General features: G+C 64.5%; 12 protein-coding genes and 1 pseudogene. 6 read left to right on the plus strand and 7 right to left on the minus strand.

Annotation, left to right across the window (positions count from 1 at the left end):
- The first annotated feature begins 146 nt into the window (after positions 1-146).
- From sdhC to CKW39_RS04155, 4 genes are all read left to right on the plus strand, one after another.
- The gene (sdhC, locus tag CKW39_RS04140; protein ID WP_016996138.1) at positions 147-524 is read left to right on the plus strand and encodes a succinate dehydrogenase, cytochrome b556 subunit; all 378 of its coding nucleotides are present in this window, start codon (positions 147-149) and stop codon (positions 522-524) included.
- A 4-nt stretch (positions 525-528) separates the two neighbouring features.
- The gene (locus CKW39_RS04145) at positions 529-1,014 is read left to right on the plus strand and encodes a succinate dehydrogenase hydrophobic membrane anchor subunit (RefSeq protein ID WP_095796882.1); all 486 of its coding nucleotides are present in this window, start codon (positions 529-531) and stop codon (positions 1,012-1,014) included.
- Positions 1,015-1,118: 104 nt separating this feature from the next.
- On the plus strand, positions 1,119-2,870 hold the full coding sequence (sdhA, locus tag CKW39_RS04150; RefSeq protein ID WP_095796883.1) for a succinate dehydrogenase flavoprotein subunit: 1,752 nt from the start codon (positions 1,119-1,121) through the stop codon (positions 2,868-2,870).
- Positions 2,870-3,646: a succinate dehydrogenase iron-sulfur subunit gene (locus CKW39_RS04155; RefSeq protein ID WP_095796884.1), complete on the plus strand. Its 777-nt coding sequence runs from the start codon at positions 2,870-2,872 to the stop codon at positions 3,644-3,646. The genes sdhA and CKW39_RS04155 overlap by 1 nt, the downstream gene beginning before the upstream one ends.
- 202 nt (positions 3,647-3,848) lie before the next feature.
- Here CKW39_RS04155 and CKW39_RS04160 read toward each other — a convergent pair whose 3' ends face one another.
- The 5 genes from CKW39_RS04160 to CKW39_RS04180 all read right to left on the minus strand — a co-directional run bounded on the left by CKW39_RS04160 (position 3,849) and on the right by CKW39_RS04180 (position 8,235).
- Entirely contained in the window at positions 3,849-5,024 is a 1,176-nt protein-coding gene (locus CKW39_RS04160) for a YihY/virulence factor BrkB family protein (RefSeq protein WP_238663091.1), read from the minus strand.
- A 16-nt stretch (positions 5,025-5,040) separates the two neighbouring features.
- Positions 5,041-5,598, minus strand: a complete 558-nt coding sequence (locus tag CKW39_RS04165; RefSeq protein ID WP_095796886.1) for a 2'-5' RNA ligase family protein — start codon at positions 5,596-5,598, stop codon at positions 5,041-5,043.
- 51 nt (positions 5,599-5,649) lie between these two features.
- On the minus strand, positions 5,650-6,678 hold the full coding sequence (gene trpS / locus CKW39_RS04170; protein ID WP_095797001.1) for a tryptophan--tRNA ligase: 1,029 nt from the start codon (positions 6,676-6,678) through the stop codon (positions 5,650-5,652).
- A 111-nt stretch (positions 6,679-6,789) separates the two neighbouring features.
- Positions 6,790-7,629: an exodeoxyribonuclease III gene (locus CKW39_RS04175; RefSeq protein ID WP_095796887.1), complete on the minus strand. Its 840-nt coding sequence runs from the start codon at positions 7,627-7,629 to the stop codon at positions 6,790-6,792.
- 72 nt (positions 7,630-7,701) lie between these two features.
- Positions 7,702-8,235 (minus strand): hypothetical protein, encoded by a 534-nt coding sequence (locus CKW39_RS04180; protein ID WP_254049268.1) that lies wholly within the window; start codon positions 8,233-8,235, stop codon positions 7,702-7,704.
- Positions 8,236-8,440: 205 nt separating this feature from the next.
- Between CKW39_RS04180 and CKW39_RS04185 the strand changes: the two are divergent.
- Positions 8,441-9,814 (plus strand): annotated as a pseudogene (locus tag CKW39_RS04185) (MFS transporter).
- A 108-nt stretch (positions 9,815-9,922) separates the two neighbouring features.
- Here CKW39_RS04185 and CKW39_RS04190 read toward each other — a convergent pair.
- Together CKW39_RS04190 and glyA are read right to left on the minus strand one after the other, a co-directional pair.
- The gene (locus CKW39_RS04190; RefSeq protein WP_095796889.1) at positions 9,923-10,813 is read right to left on the minus strand and encodes a bifunctional methylenetetrahydrofolate dehydrogenase/methenyltetrahydrofolate cyclohydrolase; all 891 of its coding nucleotides are present in this window, start codon (positions 10,811-10,813) and stop codon (positions 9,923-9,925) included.
- Positions 10,814-10,815: 2 nt separating this feature from the next.
- A complete protein-coding gene (glyA, locus tag CKW39_RS04195) occupies positions 10,816-12,102 on the minus strand; it encodes a serine hydroxymethyltransferase (protein WP_095796890.1) in 1,287 nt (428 codons plus the stop codon).
- 282 nt (positions 12,103-12,384) lie between these two features.
- Between glyA and CKW39_RS04200 the strand changes: the two genes are divergently transcribed.
- Positions 12,385-15,738, plus strand: coding sequence for a beta-phosphoglucomutase family hydrolase (locus CKW39_RS04200; RefSeq protein ID WP_095796891.1), 3,354 nt, complete (start codon positions 12,385-12,387; stop codon positions 15,736-15,738).
- The last annotated feature ends 32 nt before the right edge of the window (positions 15,739-15,770 follow it).

Consider the following 15,770-nt stretch of genomic DNA (forward strand, 5'->3'; position numbering starts at 1 on the left):
CGCAGGCTGGTATCTTTGGATCGAAATAGCGCATCATCCATGACAGAGCCAGCCAGGGCTCCGCTTAAGCCGTGTAGCAGCGCGAATCCCGTTTTTTTAGTTCAAACCAGTGCGCACGACGACGAGCGACACAGGGAGGTTATTCCGTGGCGAACTCATCCAGGGGCACCCTTTACCGCGGCCAGTACGGCATGTGGTCTTGGGTTGCCCACCGTATTACAGGCGTGGCCATCTTCTTCTTCTTGTTGGTCCACGTCCTTGACACCGCGTTGGTCCGGGTATCGCCCGAGGCCTACAACGCGGTGATGGCAACCTACAAGAACCCCATCATGGGCCTTGGCGAGGCGGGGCTCGTAGCAGCCATCGTCTACCACGCCTTCAACGGCCTGCGGATCATCCTGATCGACTTCTGGAAGGGCGGCACCAAGAATCAAAAGGGCCTGCTCTGGGGCGTCATCGCTCTGTGGGTCATCGTCATGATTCCGTTCCTCATCCGCCACCTGTCGATCGTATTCGGAGGCTGATTCCGTGAGCACACCTCTCAAGACCAAAATCCAGGTCCCCCGTAGCCGGGACCTCGAGGTGAACGGCGTCAAGTACAACCGTTCCGGTGCCTCCCGCAGCAACTTCGAGATGCTCGCGTGGTTGTTCATGCGCTTGTCCGGCATTGTGCTGGTCGTCCTGGTGTTCGGTCACCTGTTCGTAAACCTGATGGTCGGCGAAGGCGTTCACGCCATCGACTTCGGTTTCGTGGGTGGCAAGTGGGCCAATCCGTTCTGGCAGGTCTGGGACCTGGTCATGCTTTGGCTGGCCATGCTCCACGGCACCAACGGCGTGCGCACCATCATCGACGACTACGCCGAGCGTAACGTCACCCGTTTCTGGCTGAAGGTCCTGCTGTTCTTGGCATCGGGCTTCGTCATCCTGCTGGGCACCCTGGTGATCTTCACCTTCGATCCCTGCCCCGCCGGTGCCGATCCGGAGCTGCTCGCTTCCTTCTGCCACACCGTGTGATAACTCGGGCGGCGGAGCCTCAGGGCTTCGCCGCTTGATCTATTGATCACCCGGAACGGGCACGTTCACTTCACTTACTCATCCACATAGAAAGAGCATCTGGTATGCAGGTTCACAAGTACGATGTGGTTATCGTCGGCGCCGGTGGCGCCGGCATGCGCGCCGCCATTGAATCCGGCCAGCGCGCCCGCACTGCCGTACTGACCAAGCTCTACCCCACCCGGTCACACACCGGCGCAGCCCAGGGTGGCATGTGCGCGGCTCTGGCCAATGTCGAAGAAGACAACTGGGAATGGCACACGTTCGACACCGTTAAGGGTGGCGACTACCTCGTCGATCAGGACGCAGCCGAGGTCATGGCCAAGGAGGCCATTGACGCGGTTCTCGACCTCGAAAAAATGGGCTTGCCGTTCAACCGCACGCCCGAGGGCAAGATCGACCAGCGTCGCTTCGGCGGTCACACCCGCGACCACGGCAAGAACCCCGTTCGCCGTGCGTGCTACGCCGCTGACCGTACCGGTCACATGATTTTGCAGACGCTCTACCAGAACTGCATCAAGCACAACGTGGAGTTCTACAACGAGTACTACGTGCTCGACCTGATCATGGTGGACACCCCGGAGGGTCGTCGCCCCGCAGGCGTGGTCTCCTACGACCTCGCCACCGGCGAACTGCACGTGTTCCAGGCCAAGTCCGTGATCTTCGCTTCCGGCGGCGCGGGCAAGGTCTTCAAGACCACATCCAACGCCCACACCCTGACCGGTGACGGCATGGCCATCGCGTTCCGCGCGGGCCTTCCCCTGGAGGACATGGAGTTCGTCCAGTTCCACCCGACCGGCCTGGCGGGTCTCGGCATTCTGGTGTCCGAGGCAGCCCGTGGTGAGGGTGGCATTCTGCGTAACTCTGATGGTGAGCGCTTCATGGAGCGTTACGCGCCCACCATTAAGGACCTCGCACCCCGTGACATCGTGGCCCGTTCCATGGCCAACGAGGTCCGCGAGGGTCGCGGTTGCGGTCCGCACAAGGACTACGTCCTGTTGGACCTCACCCACCTGGAGCCGGCTCACATCGACGCCAAGCTTCCGGACATCACCGAGTTCGCTCGCACGTACCTGGGTGTGGAGCCCTACACCGAGCCCGTTCCCGTGTTCCCCACCGCGCACTACTGCATGGGTGGCATCCCCACGGACATCAAGGGCGAGGTTTTCCAGGACTCCGAGACCACCATTCCCGGCCTGTACGCCGCCGGTGAGGTGGCATGCGTGTCCGTTCACGGCTCCAACCGCTTGGGCACCAACTCGCTGCTGGACATCAACGTGTTCGGTAAGCGCGCCGGTATCTACGCCGCCGAGTACGCTCGCGACGCAGAGTTCCTGCCGATCCCGGACAACGCCGCCGAGCGCACCGAAGCACTGCTCGACAACGCACGCAGTGGCCACGGCAGCGAGAAGGTCGGCGCCATCCGCAAGGATCTGCAGGACACGATGGACCTGAACATGCAGGTGTTCCGTACCGCGGAAACCATTGAGCAGTGCCTTGCTGACATTGCTGCCTTGGAAGAGCGTTACGCCAATATCTCCATCCAGGACCAGGGCAAGCGTTTCAACCTGGACCTGCTCGAAGCCGTTGAGCTGGGCTTCCTGTTGCAGTTGGCCAAGGTCATGTCCGTGGCCGCCCTGCACCGCGAGGAATCGCGCGGCGGTCACTTCCGCGAGGACTTCCCCGACCGTGATGACGAGAAGTTCATGCTTCACTCCATGGTCTACGAAGATCCCTCCTCGCCCACGGCCGGTATCCGCCAGGAGACCAAGCCCGTGATCTTTACCCGTTACGAGCCGATGGAGCGTAAGTACTAATGTCCACTGCAGTAACTGAGAACGAGAACCAGGACGTTCAGCAGGAATCATCCTCTGAAGCGATCCCCACCTATGACGTCACCCTGAAGGTGCGTCGCTACGATCCCGAGTTCAGCGAGGACGCCCACTGGGACGAGTGGCAGCTGACCATGTACGGCACCGACCGCGTGTTGGATGCCTTGCACAAGGTCAAGTGGGAGTTGGACGGCTCGCTGTCCTTCCGCCGCTCGTGCGCTCACGGCGTGTGCGGTTCCGATGCCATGCGCATCAACGGCCGCAACCGTCTCGCGTGCAAGACCCTGCTGAAGGACCTGGATCTCGACAAGCCGATCATGGTGGAGCCCATCAAGGGTCTTCCGTGCGAGAAGGACCTCATCGTGGACATGGAGCCCTTCTTCCAGTCCTACCGTGAGATCATGCCGTTCCTGGTGAACGACGACCACGAGCCCACGTACGAGCGTTACCAGTCCCAAGAGGACCGCGAGCGCTTCGATGACACCACCAAGTGCATCTTGTGCGCGGCGTGCACCTCGTCCTGCCCGATCTTCTGGACCGACGGCCAGTACTTCGGCCCCGCAGCGATCGTGAACGCACACCGCTTCATCTTCGACTCGCGTGACCAGGCCGGCGACATGCGTCTGGAGATCCTCAACGACAAGGAAGGCGTGTGGCGTTGCCGCACCACCTTCAACTGCACCGAAGCGTGCCCCCGTGGCATTCAGGTGACCAAGGCCATTGCCGAGGTCAAGAAGGCGGTCTTCGCCAGCGCACTGTAAGCAACGGTCAGTGAAGTGGCCCGGATCCATTCGGATCCGGGCCACTTTGCTCTGTGCACTATCCCTGGGTCCAATCGTGCCCTTCTCCCCTGGGCCAGGTCACAGTTCCAGTGCGCTACACCGAACGGGTTCGGCTTCTGCGGTAAACGCGCGCCGGGACGACGGAGCGCCCGAGACCGGAGCATTCGGGTGGGGGGAATACCTACGAGTTCGAGCGGAACGCGCTGCTGCCCTCGCGCCCCGCGAGGCTCTCGGCGGCGTCGTCGGCAGTGTCTCCGCCCGGCGTCGTGCCGTACGGCTCCAGGCCCCGCGAGGCGGTCGGCAGGGACGACGCCGCCACGACGGTCACCGCGCGTGTCTCCCGTTCGGGTTGTGCTCGCGCGCCGCGAATGTCGGCCTGCACCACGGCCCCCGCGGCCGCCGCGAGCAGCAGGATCTGCCCGTACAGGTTGAACCACAGCAGCACACCGACCAGCACCGCGAAGGAGAAGAGATAGGGGTTGTTGGTGGTGCGCGCGATGATCTCGCCGCCGGCAAAGCGCAACAGTTGCGAACCGATTGCGCCCACCAGAACCGTCACCAGCAGCGCCTTGCGGTGCAGTTTGAGCTGCGAGACCCCTCGGACCAGGGTGAAGCTCATGAGCAGGTCGACCAGGAATCCCAAGGCGATGGCGATCACGACGTTGAGGCCGCTGTCCAGCCACTCCTGCGGTTCGATCCACCCCGTACTTTCCAGCCATCGCATCACGGACTCCACGGCGCCGGAGGCGAACACGCTGATGGCGGCCGACGACAACAGCAGAACGCCGATCACGGCCAACCACGCCAGATCGCGCGGCACGGCGGCTATGGGAATCCCCGGAGCCGGGGGTAGTTCGAACATGCGACGGGTGGCCAGGCGGATTCCCGCGATCCACCGCCACGCGGTGAACACCAGGACACCGGCCGCAATGCCCGAGGCCACGGTGAACGGCGCCGTGTTCTGCAGGAGACTCAGGGGTATCACTCCCCCTTGACCGTCACCCACGTCCAGCAGACCGGGAACCGCCTGACCAATGCTCTGCACGAGTGACTGTTGCAGGGCGGAGTCCCTACCCAGGAACATCCCGAGCAGCGAGAACCCGATGACCAGCAAGGCCGTGGACGCGAAGAGCAGCTGATAGGCCAACCCTGCCGCCATGAGCGGGCCACCGTGAAACATGTAATGCGTGATGATCCGAGCGGGGAAAAGTGACATGAGCCGCGCGAAGGCCCAGCCCACCAGGGCGCCCAGTCGCTGACCCAGCGGCGCGCCGTCGTCCGCGAGTTGCTGCCGTACCCGGGCAAGTCTCCGGTGTTCTGCGGTGAGACCCCGCCGGTCGGTGATCGGGGGGACCACCGGCGGCGGAGCGTTGTCAGGCGCGGCCATCGCCGGCGAACGCAATGCGTTCGCGCACGTGCCATTGGCCGTTCTCGTCGCCCTCGTAGAGGTCGATGTGGTCCACCAGGAACGAGGCCCGATAGGTGCGCAGCATCTGCTGGGCTCGGTCCAGGTGCTCGTCAGGAACGGCCTGGGCCAGTGTGACGTGCGGGTGGAACTCGAAGGGCGAGGCGGATACCAGTTCGGCATCGTTGAGACGGTTGTGCAGCGCCACGCAGTCGTCATAGCCCTTGTCGATGCGCAGGAACACCACGGGAGTGACGGGCCGGAAGGTGCCGGTCCCGTTGATTTCGACGTGGAAGGGCTTCCAACCGCTCACCACGGTGCGCACGTGATCCACCAGTTCTTCCCAACGGTCCTCACGCGCGGCGATCATGAGCGTGATGTGCGCGGGAACGCTACCGGCCACGGGGTCGCCGAAGGAGGCACGCCAGTCCTGGAGCTCCTTGCCCATGGGCTCGGGCAACTCGATGACCACACCCGCGTAAACCTGCCCCGGCTTGACCGTGGGTGAACTGTGTTGGTTTTGCACTGGGCCTCCTCGTCTCACGCGAGTTTCAGCCTAGTCGAGGCCATCATGGGATCACACACCCGGCAGGAAGCCCATGCGGTCGTAGACCGTCTTGATGGTTTCCGAGGTCATCTCCCGTGCCTTGTGCGCACCGCGGGCGAGGAGTCGGTCCAACTCGGCCGGGTCGTCCAGCAGTTGCTGGGCACGCTGCTGAATGGGGTCGAGGGTCTCGGTGACTACCTCGGCCAGTCCGACCTTCAAGTGGCCGTACATCTTGCCTTCGTACTGCGCCACGATGGACTCGATCGGTTCTCCGGTGAGCGAGGAGTAGATGGTCAGCAGGTTCGCAATACCCGGCTGCGCCTCACGGTCGAAACGGATCACGTTGCCGTCATCGGTCACGGCCGACTTGATCTTCTTGGCGTTCTTCTTGGCCGGGTCCAACAGGCGCACCAGGCCGTTCTCGGAGGCTGCGGACTTGGACATCTTGGCCATGGGGTTCTGTAGGTCGTAGACCTTGGCCGAGTTGGTCAGGATCTTGGCGTCCGGCACCACGAAGGTCTCGCCGAAGCGCGCGTTGAAGCGCTGGGCCAGGTTGCGTGTGAGTTCCAGGTGCTGGCGCTGGTCCTCCCCCACCGGCACCTGATTGGCCTGATAAATCAGGATGTCCGCGGCCATCAGCACCGGGTAGGTGAACAGCCCCACGGTGGTGTTGTCCGCGCCCTGCTTGAGAGACTTGTCCTTGAACTGGGTCATCCGAGCAGCCTCGCCGTAACCGGTGATGCAGTTGAGTACCCACGACAACTGGGTGTGCTCGGGCACCTGCGACTGGATGAGCAGCGTGGAACGCTCCGGGTCGATGCCGGCCGCAATGTACTGCGCAGCGGTCACGCGGGTGCGCTCGGCCATGGTGGCCGGGTCCTGCCCCGCGGTGATCGAGTGCAGATCCGCCACGAAGAACACGCAGTCGTTCTCGTCCTGCATGGACACCCAGTTACGCAGCGCCCCCACATAGTTACCCAGGTGCAGGGAATCCGCCGAGGGCTGCACGCCGGACACCACGCGGGGCTTGGTCGATACGGGGGTGGTCTGCTCGTTCACGAGTGCTTCTTTCACCTAGTGCGAATCATTGCTGGTCACGGGCGACGACGCCGCTCGGTCGGCTGCGCGGCCAAGGTCACCGAGCGGCGTCGTCGCCGAAAAAATACTGAATCAGTCGAAGCTGTAGTCGACCACGAGCGGTGCGTGGTCTGAGAACCGCACGTCGTAGCTCGCGGCGCGATCCACCACGGCCGACTGAGCCCGGGACGCGAGCGCTGGAGTGGCCATGTGGTAGTCGATGCGCCAACCGGCGTCCGTGTCGAAGGCCTTGCCGCGGTAGGACCACCACGTGTACGGGCCGGGCACCTCGCCGGCCAGGGATCGGGCCACATCCACGTAGCCCAGGTCACCGAAGAAGCGGTCGAAGTACGCGCGCTCCTCGGGCAGGAAACCGGCGTTCTTGACGTTGCCCTTCCAGTTCTTGATGTCCAGCTCGGTGTGACCCACGTTGAGGTCACCCACGATCAACGCATGATCGCTGTGCTCGGCCAGCGCGGGGAGACGGTCGATCATCAGGTCCAGGAATTTGTACTTGTCGACCTGGCGAGGGGTGTCCACCTCGCCGGAGTGCACGTAGGCGGAGATCAACGTGAGGGTCTCGCCGTTGGGCAGGGTGATGTCGTTCTCGACCCAGCGGCCGGAATCCGCGAAGTATTCGTCGCCGATCCCACCGCGGGTGGCCACGGGTAACAGTGAACCATCAAAGGCGTCACGGCGCGTAGCGATGGCAACACCGGCGCGACCCTTGGCCGACGCCTCCGCGTGGTGAATGTGCCAGACGTCCTCGTCGAGCAATTCACGAGTGATCTTGTCGGGAGCCCGGACTTCCTGGAGGCACAGCAGGTCCACGTCGCGGCCCTGCAGCCAGTCGGCCATGCCGCGGCGGTAGGCGGCGCGAATGCCGTTGACGTTGACGGTGGCAATGCGAACCGTGGACGCGGAATCAGCCATGAAAGATCAGTACCTCGCTGTGGAAGAACTCGGGATGAGCAAACTCGTCGTGAGAAAAGTGGTGGGAGTGGTTCAGTCGACCACGGTACCGTCGACCGGCTTGGACGACTCCTTGAGGCTGTTGAGCCCGTTGGCCGCGGTCATGTCGATGGTCTCCAGTGCGCGCCGAACGGTCTCAGCGTCCGGGTTCGTCTCGGCAAGCTGTTCCTTGACCACCTTGGACTGCACCAGGATGACCTGCATGCCGTGCTCGAGCTTCTGATCACGCAGAGATTGTCCGGACCCGGCCTCGCCGCCGGCAACCGGTGCGCGGCCGTGCTGGGAGTCGAAGCGATCCTGGGCCTGCTTGACCTGATCACGTCCGTAGCGGGCGGCCTTGCGAACCATGGACAGGGCCCACACCGCGAGCATGAGCCACCCCAGTGCGATACCGGCCAGGATCCAGCCGAGCACGGAGTTGGTGTTGGCCGCCTGCAGCAGTGCCACGGTGAAAATGATCACCAGCACCGCGAGCCCGATGATCGTGCCCCAGAAAGCACCGCGAGTACGTTTGGCACTCTGCGGATCGACCGTGAACTGAGCTTGTGAAGATCCAATGGGCTGCATGGGCAACATTGTCTCAAAGTCCACCCCGGCGCACGAATCGACCCCTCAGACTTTGCCCGCCCGTCTCACCCATCGGCCCGGGCCTTAGTGTCCTGGGCGGTTATGGGGTATCAAGGATCGAGTGAGTAGCCCCATTTCCGCGCCGGAACCTTTGACCCCGCGCGAGCGCAGCAAGATCCTGTGGGTCCTTCTGGTCCCCCTCTTCATGGCGTTGGTCAGCGTGTCCATCGTGAACGTGGCACTTCCCGCGATCCAGGCGGACCTGCATGCCAGTTCCTCCGCACTGCAGTGGGTGCTCACCGGTTTCGCCCTGGCCTTCGGCGTATTGCTCGTGGCCAGCGGCCGGGCGGGCGACATCTTCGGTCGCCGCAAGCTCTTCATGGCAGGCATCATTTTGTTCGCGGTCGCGTCCCTGGTGTGAGGGTTGGCACCGAACACCACGGTGCTGAACATCGGGCGTGTGGCTCAGGGACTCGGCTCCGGTTTGATCAATCCGCAGAGCGTGGGCATGATCCAGCAGTACTTCCACGGTCCCGCCCGCGCCAAGGCCTTCGGGATGCTCGGTGCGGTGGTGGGTGTCGCCGTGGCCATCGGCCCCGCGTTCGGTGGCTTCCTGATCGGTGCCTTGGGTGACGGTGCCGGGTGGCGCGCCACGTTCCTCATCAATGTGCCCACCGCAGCGGTGGCCCTCCTGCTCGCGGCCCTGTGGCTGCCACGGCAGAAACGCAAGCCCGGCCGGGTGGACATGGACCCCGTTGGGGTCGTGCTGTTCGGTCTGGGGATCCTGGCGCTGTTGTTCCCGTTCGTGGAATCCCGCCTGGGACCGCTCGTGTGGCTATCCCTGCTGCTGGGCGCGCTGCTGCTCTTCGCATGGACCCGGTGGGAGGCGCGCTACAAGTCCCGCGGCCACGAACCCATGGTGGATCTGGACCTGTTCCGGATCGCCAGTTTCAGTTACGGCTCCGCCATGATCACCGTGTACTTCCTGGGCATGACCAGCGTGTGGGTCGTGCTGGCCATGTACGTGCAGCAGGGACTGGGTCGCACCGCACTCGAGGCCGGCATGTTGAGCCTGCCCGCGGCGCTGATGTCCGCGGTCGTGGCACCGCTGGCCGGACGCGGCGTACTGCGTTTCGGCCGCCGAGTCATCCTGGTCGGCATTGCCTGCGCGATGACCGGTCTGCTGACGACCATCGGCGTGATCTACGGCGTGGTGCACTTCGACTGGAACATCGCGTGGCTCTACCTCACCCTCGTCCTGGTGGGCGTGGGCCAGGGCTCCGTGATGCCGCCCAACCAGACCCTGAGCTTCTCGGAGGTGCCGCTCAAGTTCGCCGGTGCCGCGGGCGGGGTGATGCAGACCGGCCAGCGCGTGGGCACCGCCGTGGGCACGGCCGTGATCACCGCCGTGGCCTTCGGCGTGCTGGCTCGCTCCGACTGGGACACGGCCTTCACCGCCAGTTTCTTGGCCATCGTGGGGGTCCTGGTGATCGCGTTCGTGATCGCTCTGCTCGACCACCGGCGCCCCAAGCCGCCCGGCCCCGCCACCGGTCCGCTCCAGCAGATTCCCACCGAATAGGAACCGCACACACGCCGACGCCGCGCTACCCGTGGGCGGCGCGGCGTCGGCGTGCGTGTGGTGGGCTATGCGTGTGGTGGGCCGTGCGTTACGCGAGGCCGACCTCTTTTACTGCAGGATGCCCTCGGCGCGTTCGCAGGACTCGACCACGTTGACGAGCAACATGGCGCGGGTCATGGGCCCCACTCCCCCGGGGTTGGGGGAAAGCCACGAGGCCTTCTCCGCCGCGGCGGGATCTATGTCACCGGTGAGCTTCTTCTTGCCGGTCTCCGGGTCCTCGATGCGCGAGACGCCCACGTCCAGCAGTACCGCGCCGTCCTTGATCTGGTCGGCCTTGATCATGTGCGGTCGACCGGCAGCGGCCACCACCACATCAGCCTGAGCGAGCAACTCACCCAGATTCTGTGTGCCGGTGTGGGCCAGCGTGACGGTCGCGTTGATCTCGCGGCGGGTCAGGAGCAGCCCGATGGGGCGACCCACGGTGACACCGCGGCCAACCACCACCACGTGCTTGCCCTTGAGCTCCACGCCGTGCCGATCCAACAGCTCAACAATTCCGGCGGGCGTGCACGGCAGCGGCGAGGTCATGGGCTCATTGACGTTGAGCACCAAGCGCCCCAGGTTGGTGGGATGCAAACCGTCCGCGTCCTTGGCCGGATCAATCCGTTCCAGGATCGCATTCGTGTCGATCTGATCGGGAAGCGGCAACTGCACGATGTACCCGGTGCAGGCCGGGTCCTCGTTCAGCTCGTCGATGGCCTTCTCGAGGTCCTCCTGTGAGACGTCCGCGGGCAGTTCCTTGCGGATCGAGGAGATCCCCACCTGCTCGCAGTCACGGTGCTTGCCCGCTACGTAGGAGTGCGACGCCGGGTCGTCACCGACCAGCACGGTGGCCAGTCCCGGAACGCGACCCTTGTCGGCCAGCACCTTCACGCGTTCGGCGAGTTCGGACTTGATGGCGGCCGCGGTGGCCCTGCCGTCCAAAATCTGAGCGGTCATCCTCACCATTCCTCAAGGCCGGGGTACAGCGGGAACTGCTCGGTCAGGGCGTCAACGCGCTTGCGCAGGGCATCGACGTCCGCGCCGGGCTTGAGGGCTGCGGCGATGACGTCCGCGACCTCTTCGAATTCCTTGGCGCCGAAACCGCGAGTGGCCAGTGCGGGAGTGCCGATGCGCAGACCCGAAGTGGTCATGGGCGGGCGGGGATCCCACGGAACCGCGTTGCGGTTCACGGTGATGCCCGCCTGGTGCAGCAGGTCTTCGGCCTGCTTGCCGTCCAGCTCCGAGTTGCGCAGGTCCACGATCACCAGGTGCACGTCGGTGCCGCCGGTCAGCACGGACACGCCGTGCTCTGCGACATCCGGTGCGTTCAGGCGCTCGGCGAGGATCTGGGCACCTTCGATGGTGCGGCGCTGACGTTCGGCGAAGTCCTCGGACGCGGCGATCTTGAAGGCCACGGCCTTGCCTGCAATGGCGTGCATGAGCGGTCCGCCCTGCTGACCCGGGAACACTGCGGAATCGATCTTCTTCTTGAATTCTTCGGTGGACAGAATCACACCGGAACGCGGACCCGCCAGCGTCTTGTGCACGGTTGAGGTGGTCACGTGGGCGTGAGGCACCGGGTTGGGGTGCAGCCCTGCGGCCACCAGACCGGCGAAGTGGGCCATGTCGACCCACAGCTTTGCATCCACTTCGTCCGCGATGGAACGGAACGCCTCGAAGTCCAGCTGGCGTGAGTACGCGGACCAGCCGGCCACGATCACCTTGGGACGGGCTTCCAGTGCGGTCTCTCGCACCTTGTCCATGTCAATGCGGTAGCTGTCCGGATCAACCTCGTACGCGGCAATGTTGTAGAGCTTGCCGGACACGTTGATCTTCATGCCGTGGGTCAGGTGACCACCGTGAGCCAGGGACAAGCCCATCAAGGTGTCACCGGGCTGCATGAGAGCTGCCATCACGGCGGTGTTGGCCTGTGCACCCGAGTGGGGCTGCACGTTGGCGTGTTCGGCCCCGAACAACGCGGTCGCGCGGTCGCGGGCCAGGTTCTCCACGACGTCCACGTATTCGCAGCCGCCGTAATAGCGGCGGCCCGGGTAGCCCTCTGCATACTTGTTGGTGAGCACGGAGCCCTGCGCTTCGAGAACGGCGCGCGGCGCGAAATTCTCTGAAGCGATCATTTCCAACGTGGAGCGCTGACGCCCCAATTCTTGGTCAATGGCCCGTGATACGTCCGGGTCGACCTCGGACAGCGGCTGATTGGTGACTGACTGTCCCAGAGATTCCGTCATGCTCCACCTTCTATTGGCGCGGGAGGGGGTCGCGTCCAGCATAGCCCCGAGCCCGCTCGCAAGGATGTCGGTGCACAACTGTGTAAGAAACCACGCTCTACCCACTGGTACACGGGCAGGTATGCTCGTACACTTTTGAGGTTGCCTAGCACACCGACGTGAGGAACACACTGTTTGCGGGCTACTTTCCATTTCACCGTGACGAGTGTTTCCTTAACATGTTCCTGACCCCCGTTTCACCACCTCGGATCGAGTTCGATCCGTCCAAGGAGTTACTGCGCTGTGAACGTTCTGCCCACCGCCCCGTTCACCGCTTCCATGCCCCGGATCACGGAGGACCACGCTCCTTCGGCCCCGGTGGATGTGCTGCGGACCCGCTACTCAGCCGTCATCTTCGACATGGACGGCGTGGTCACGGACACCGCCAGCGTGCACGCCCGCGCGTGGCAACAGCTCTTTGACGCCATTCTGGTCGACGAGCGGCTGGAACCCGCCGAACCGGGTGGCCAAGTAGATCGTTCCCCCTTCGATCCCCTGGGTGAGTACCGCACCTACGTGGACGGACGACGTCGCGAGGACGGCGTCCGCGCGCTGCTCGCGGCCCGCGGTGCCATGCTGCCCGAAGCCCGCAACGACGAGGAGCCCAAGGCCGGAGACTGGACCGTTCAGGGACAGGCGGCCACCAAGGACGGCTTCTTCCACGCTGAACTCAAGGAACACGGCGTACGGGTGTTTCCCCGCACCGTGGCGCTCATCGAACGCCTGCAGGACGCGGGGGTCCCCGTGGGTCTGGTCACCGCCAGCCGCAACAGCGGCGTGGTCCTGGCGGCCGCCGGGCTGTCGGAGATCTTCGACGAAATCGTGGACGGCAACATGGCCGCCCAGCAGAACCTGCCCGGCAAACCAGCCCCGGACACCTTCTTGGAATGTGCGCGTCTGTTGAACGTTCCCGCCGAGAACTCGGTGGTCGTCGAGGACGCCGTGGCCGGCGTGCAGGCGGGTGTCGCCGGCGGTTTCGGCCTGGTCGTGGGCATCAACCGAGACAGCGCTCGCGATCGGCTCTACCGCGCGGGGGCAAACATTGTGCTCAACGACGTGGGAGAGCTGGATCTCGGCGCCCTGCGTGACGACCCGTGGACCCTCGCCTTCGAGGGGTTCGATCCCGCCAACGAATCGCGCCGCGAGACCATGCTGACCCTGGCCAACGGCTACATGGGCGTGCGCGGCGCGGCCAGTGAATTTCCCGCGAACGACGTTCACTACCCCGGCACCTACCTGGCCGGCGTGTTCAATCGGGTGCAGAGCAACATCAACGGCCGAGATGCCGAACACGAATCCATGGTCAACACCCCCAACTGGTTGCACCTGGACCTGCGCTTCGCCGAGGGCGAGTGGTGGTCCGAGGGCGGCCTGCGCCCCTCCAAGGAGCACGTGGCCTTGGATTTGCGCCGTGGTCTGCTGACCCGATCCCTGACCCTGAGCGATCCCGAACCCCGCCCGGACGGTTCCATCCGTAGCCTGGATGTGGTGCAGCGGCGTCTGGTGTCCCTGCGCTATCGCCACCTGGGCGCTCAGGAGACCACTCTGATCCCCCGCAACTACTCGGGCCGATTGCACGTCCGCACGGGTATTGATCCCACCGTGACCAACAGCGGCGTGGCGGAGTACAAGGAGTTGAACTCCCACCACCTCATGCTGCTCGAGTCGACCACCCTTCCGGACGAGCACGAAACCCTGCTCTCGCTGGTGCGCACGTCGCAGTCGAAGATCGAGATCGCCATGGCCCAGCGCACGCGGGTCGAGAGTGACGTGCCCAGTAGCGAACGCCGCGAGGTTCGCCCCGGCGGCATCGAGTTCCGACGCCACCTGCTACAGGTCACGACCGATCAACCCGTGGTTATCGACAGCACGACCGCGGTTGTCACCAGCCGCGACGCCGCCATTAGCTCCCCGCGGGAGGGCGCGCTGTCCGAGCTGGACCGCACTCCGTTTGGCGTCCGCAAGCTGCTCGCTTCGCACGAGATCGAATGGGCCCGCCTGTGGGACCGTTACGAGGTGACCCTCGATGCCGCCGAGGACTCCGCCGAATCCCGCAGTACCCAGCTGGCCATGCGCACCCACTTGTTCCACACTGCGCAGACGCTCGCGCCGCACCTCTCCCTGCGTGACGCCGGTGTTCCCGCGCGCGGCCTGCACGGTGAGGGTTACCGCGGCCACATCTTCTGGGACGAGCTGTTCATCCTGCCCGTGGTCAACATGCGCCACCCGCACGTGACCCGCTCACTGCTGTCCTACCGGTGGCGCCGCCTGGCCATGGCCCGGCACCGCGCTCAGGAGCTCGGACTCTACGGCACGGCCTTCCCGTGGCAGTCAGGCTCGGACGGCAGCGAGGAAACCCCGCCCGAACTGTACAACCACCATTCGCGCCGCTGGTTGCCGGACAATTCCTGGCGCCAGTTCCACGTGGGCCTGGCCATCGCCTACAACGCCTGGGTGTACTACGAATCCACCGGTGACATCGATTGGCTCTCCGGTCACGGTTCCGAGCTGATCATCGGCATCACCCGCTTGTTCGCATCGCTGGCCGAGTACGACTCCCATGACGGCAAATACCACATTGCCGGTGTCATGGGTCCGGACGAGTACCACGACGGCCCCGCGGGTCAGCACGGCGGAGGACTCAAGGACAACGCGTACACCAACATTCTGGCCTCGTGGTTGTTCCGGCACTCGGCGCACATCTTCAACGACATGGTCGAGCACCAGCGTGAAGAACTCGAATCCCGGTTCGAGATCTCCGGCCAGGAGGTGCAGACGTGGTTGAACATGGCCAAGCACATGTACGTTCCCTTCAACGCGGACGGCACCATTTCCCAATTCGAGGGCTACGACCAGTTGGCAGAGCTCGACTGGGACTTCTACCGCAGCAAGTACCACAACATCGGCCGGTTGGACCTGTTGTTGGAGAACGAGGGCGACCTCACCAACAACTACAAGCTGACCAAGCAGGCTGACACCATCATGCTGGTCTACCTGCTGGGTCCTGAGGGTCTGATCGAAGAGCTCGAGCGCATGGGCTACTCGATCGACCACGACACCGTGCAGCGCACCGTGGACCACTACATCGCGCGGTCCTCCAACGGCTCCTCGTTGTCCCGCGTGGTCAACGCCGCGGTTCTCGCGTGGTTGGACCCTGATCGCTCGTGGGGCTCCTTCCAGGACGCTCTCATGGTCGACCTGGACGACACACAGGGTGGAACAACCGGCGAGGGCATCCACCTGGGCGCCATGGCCGGATCCGTGGACGTGATCACCCGCGCGTACGCAGGATTGCGTGTGCGTGGCGACTGGCTGGAATTCCGACCCACCCTGCCGCGCGAGCTACAGGCCGTTGACTTCACGGTGCTGTACCGGGGACAGGTCATCGAGGTCTCCATCGACCAGGACATCCTGGAGTTGGAGGGCACCTCGTCCAAGGCGGGCCCCGTGACCATCCACGTCAACGGCGCCGAGTACGTGCTCAAGGGCGGACAGAAGATCTCCGTGTCCCTCAAGCACCGCGCGTCCCGCCGACCCGAGAAGGCCCTGGCCCGGCTCCGTCGGCAGTCCGTGTCGGACGGTAACGACGTACGGTAGGTCCCGGTAGCGCACGCCCCCGGTGGATAAAC

The sequence above is a fragment of the Kocuria sp. WRN011 genome (genome assembly GCF_002295155.1).
GTDB classification, from domain to species: Bacteria; Actinomycetota; Actinomycetes; order Actinomycetales; family Micrococcaceae; genus Kocuria; species Kocuria carniphila.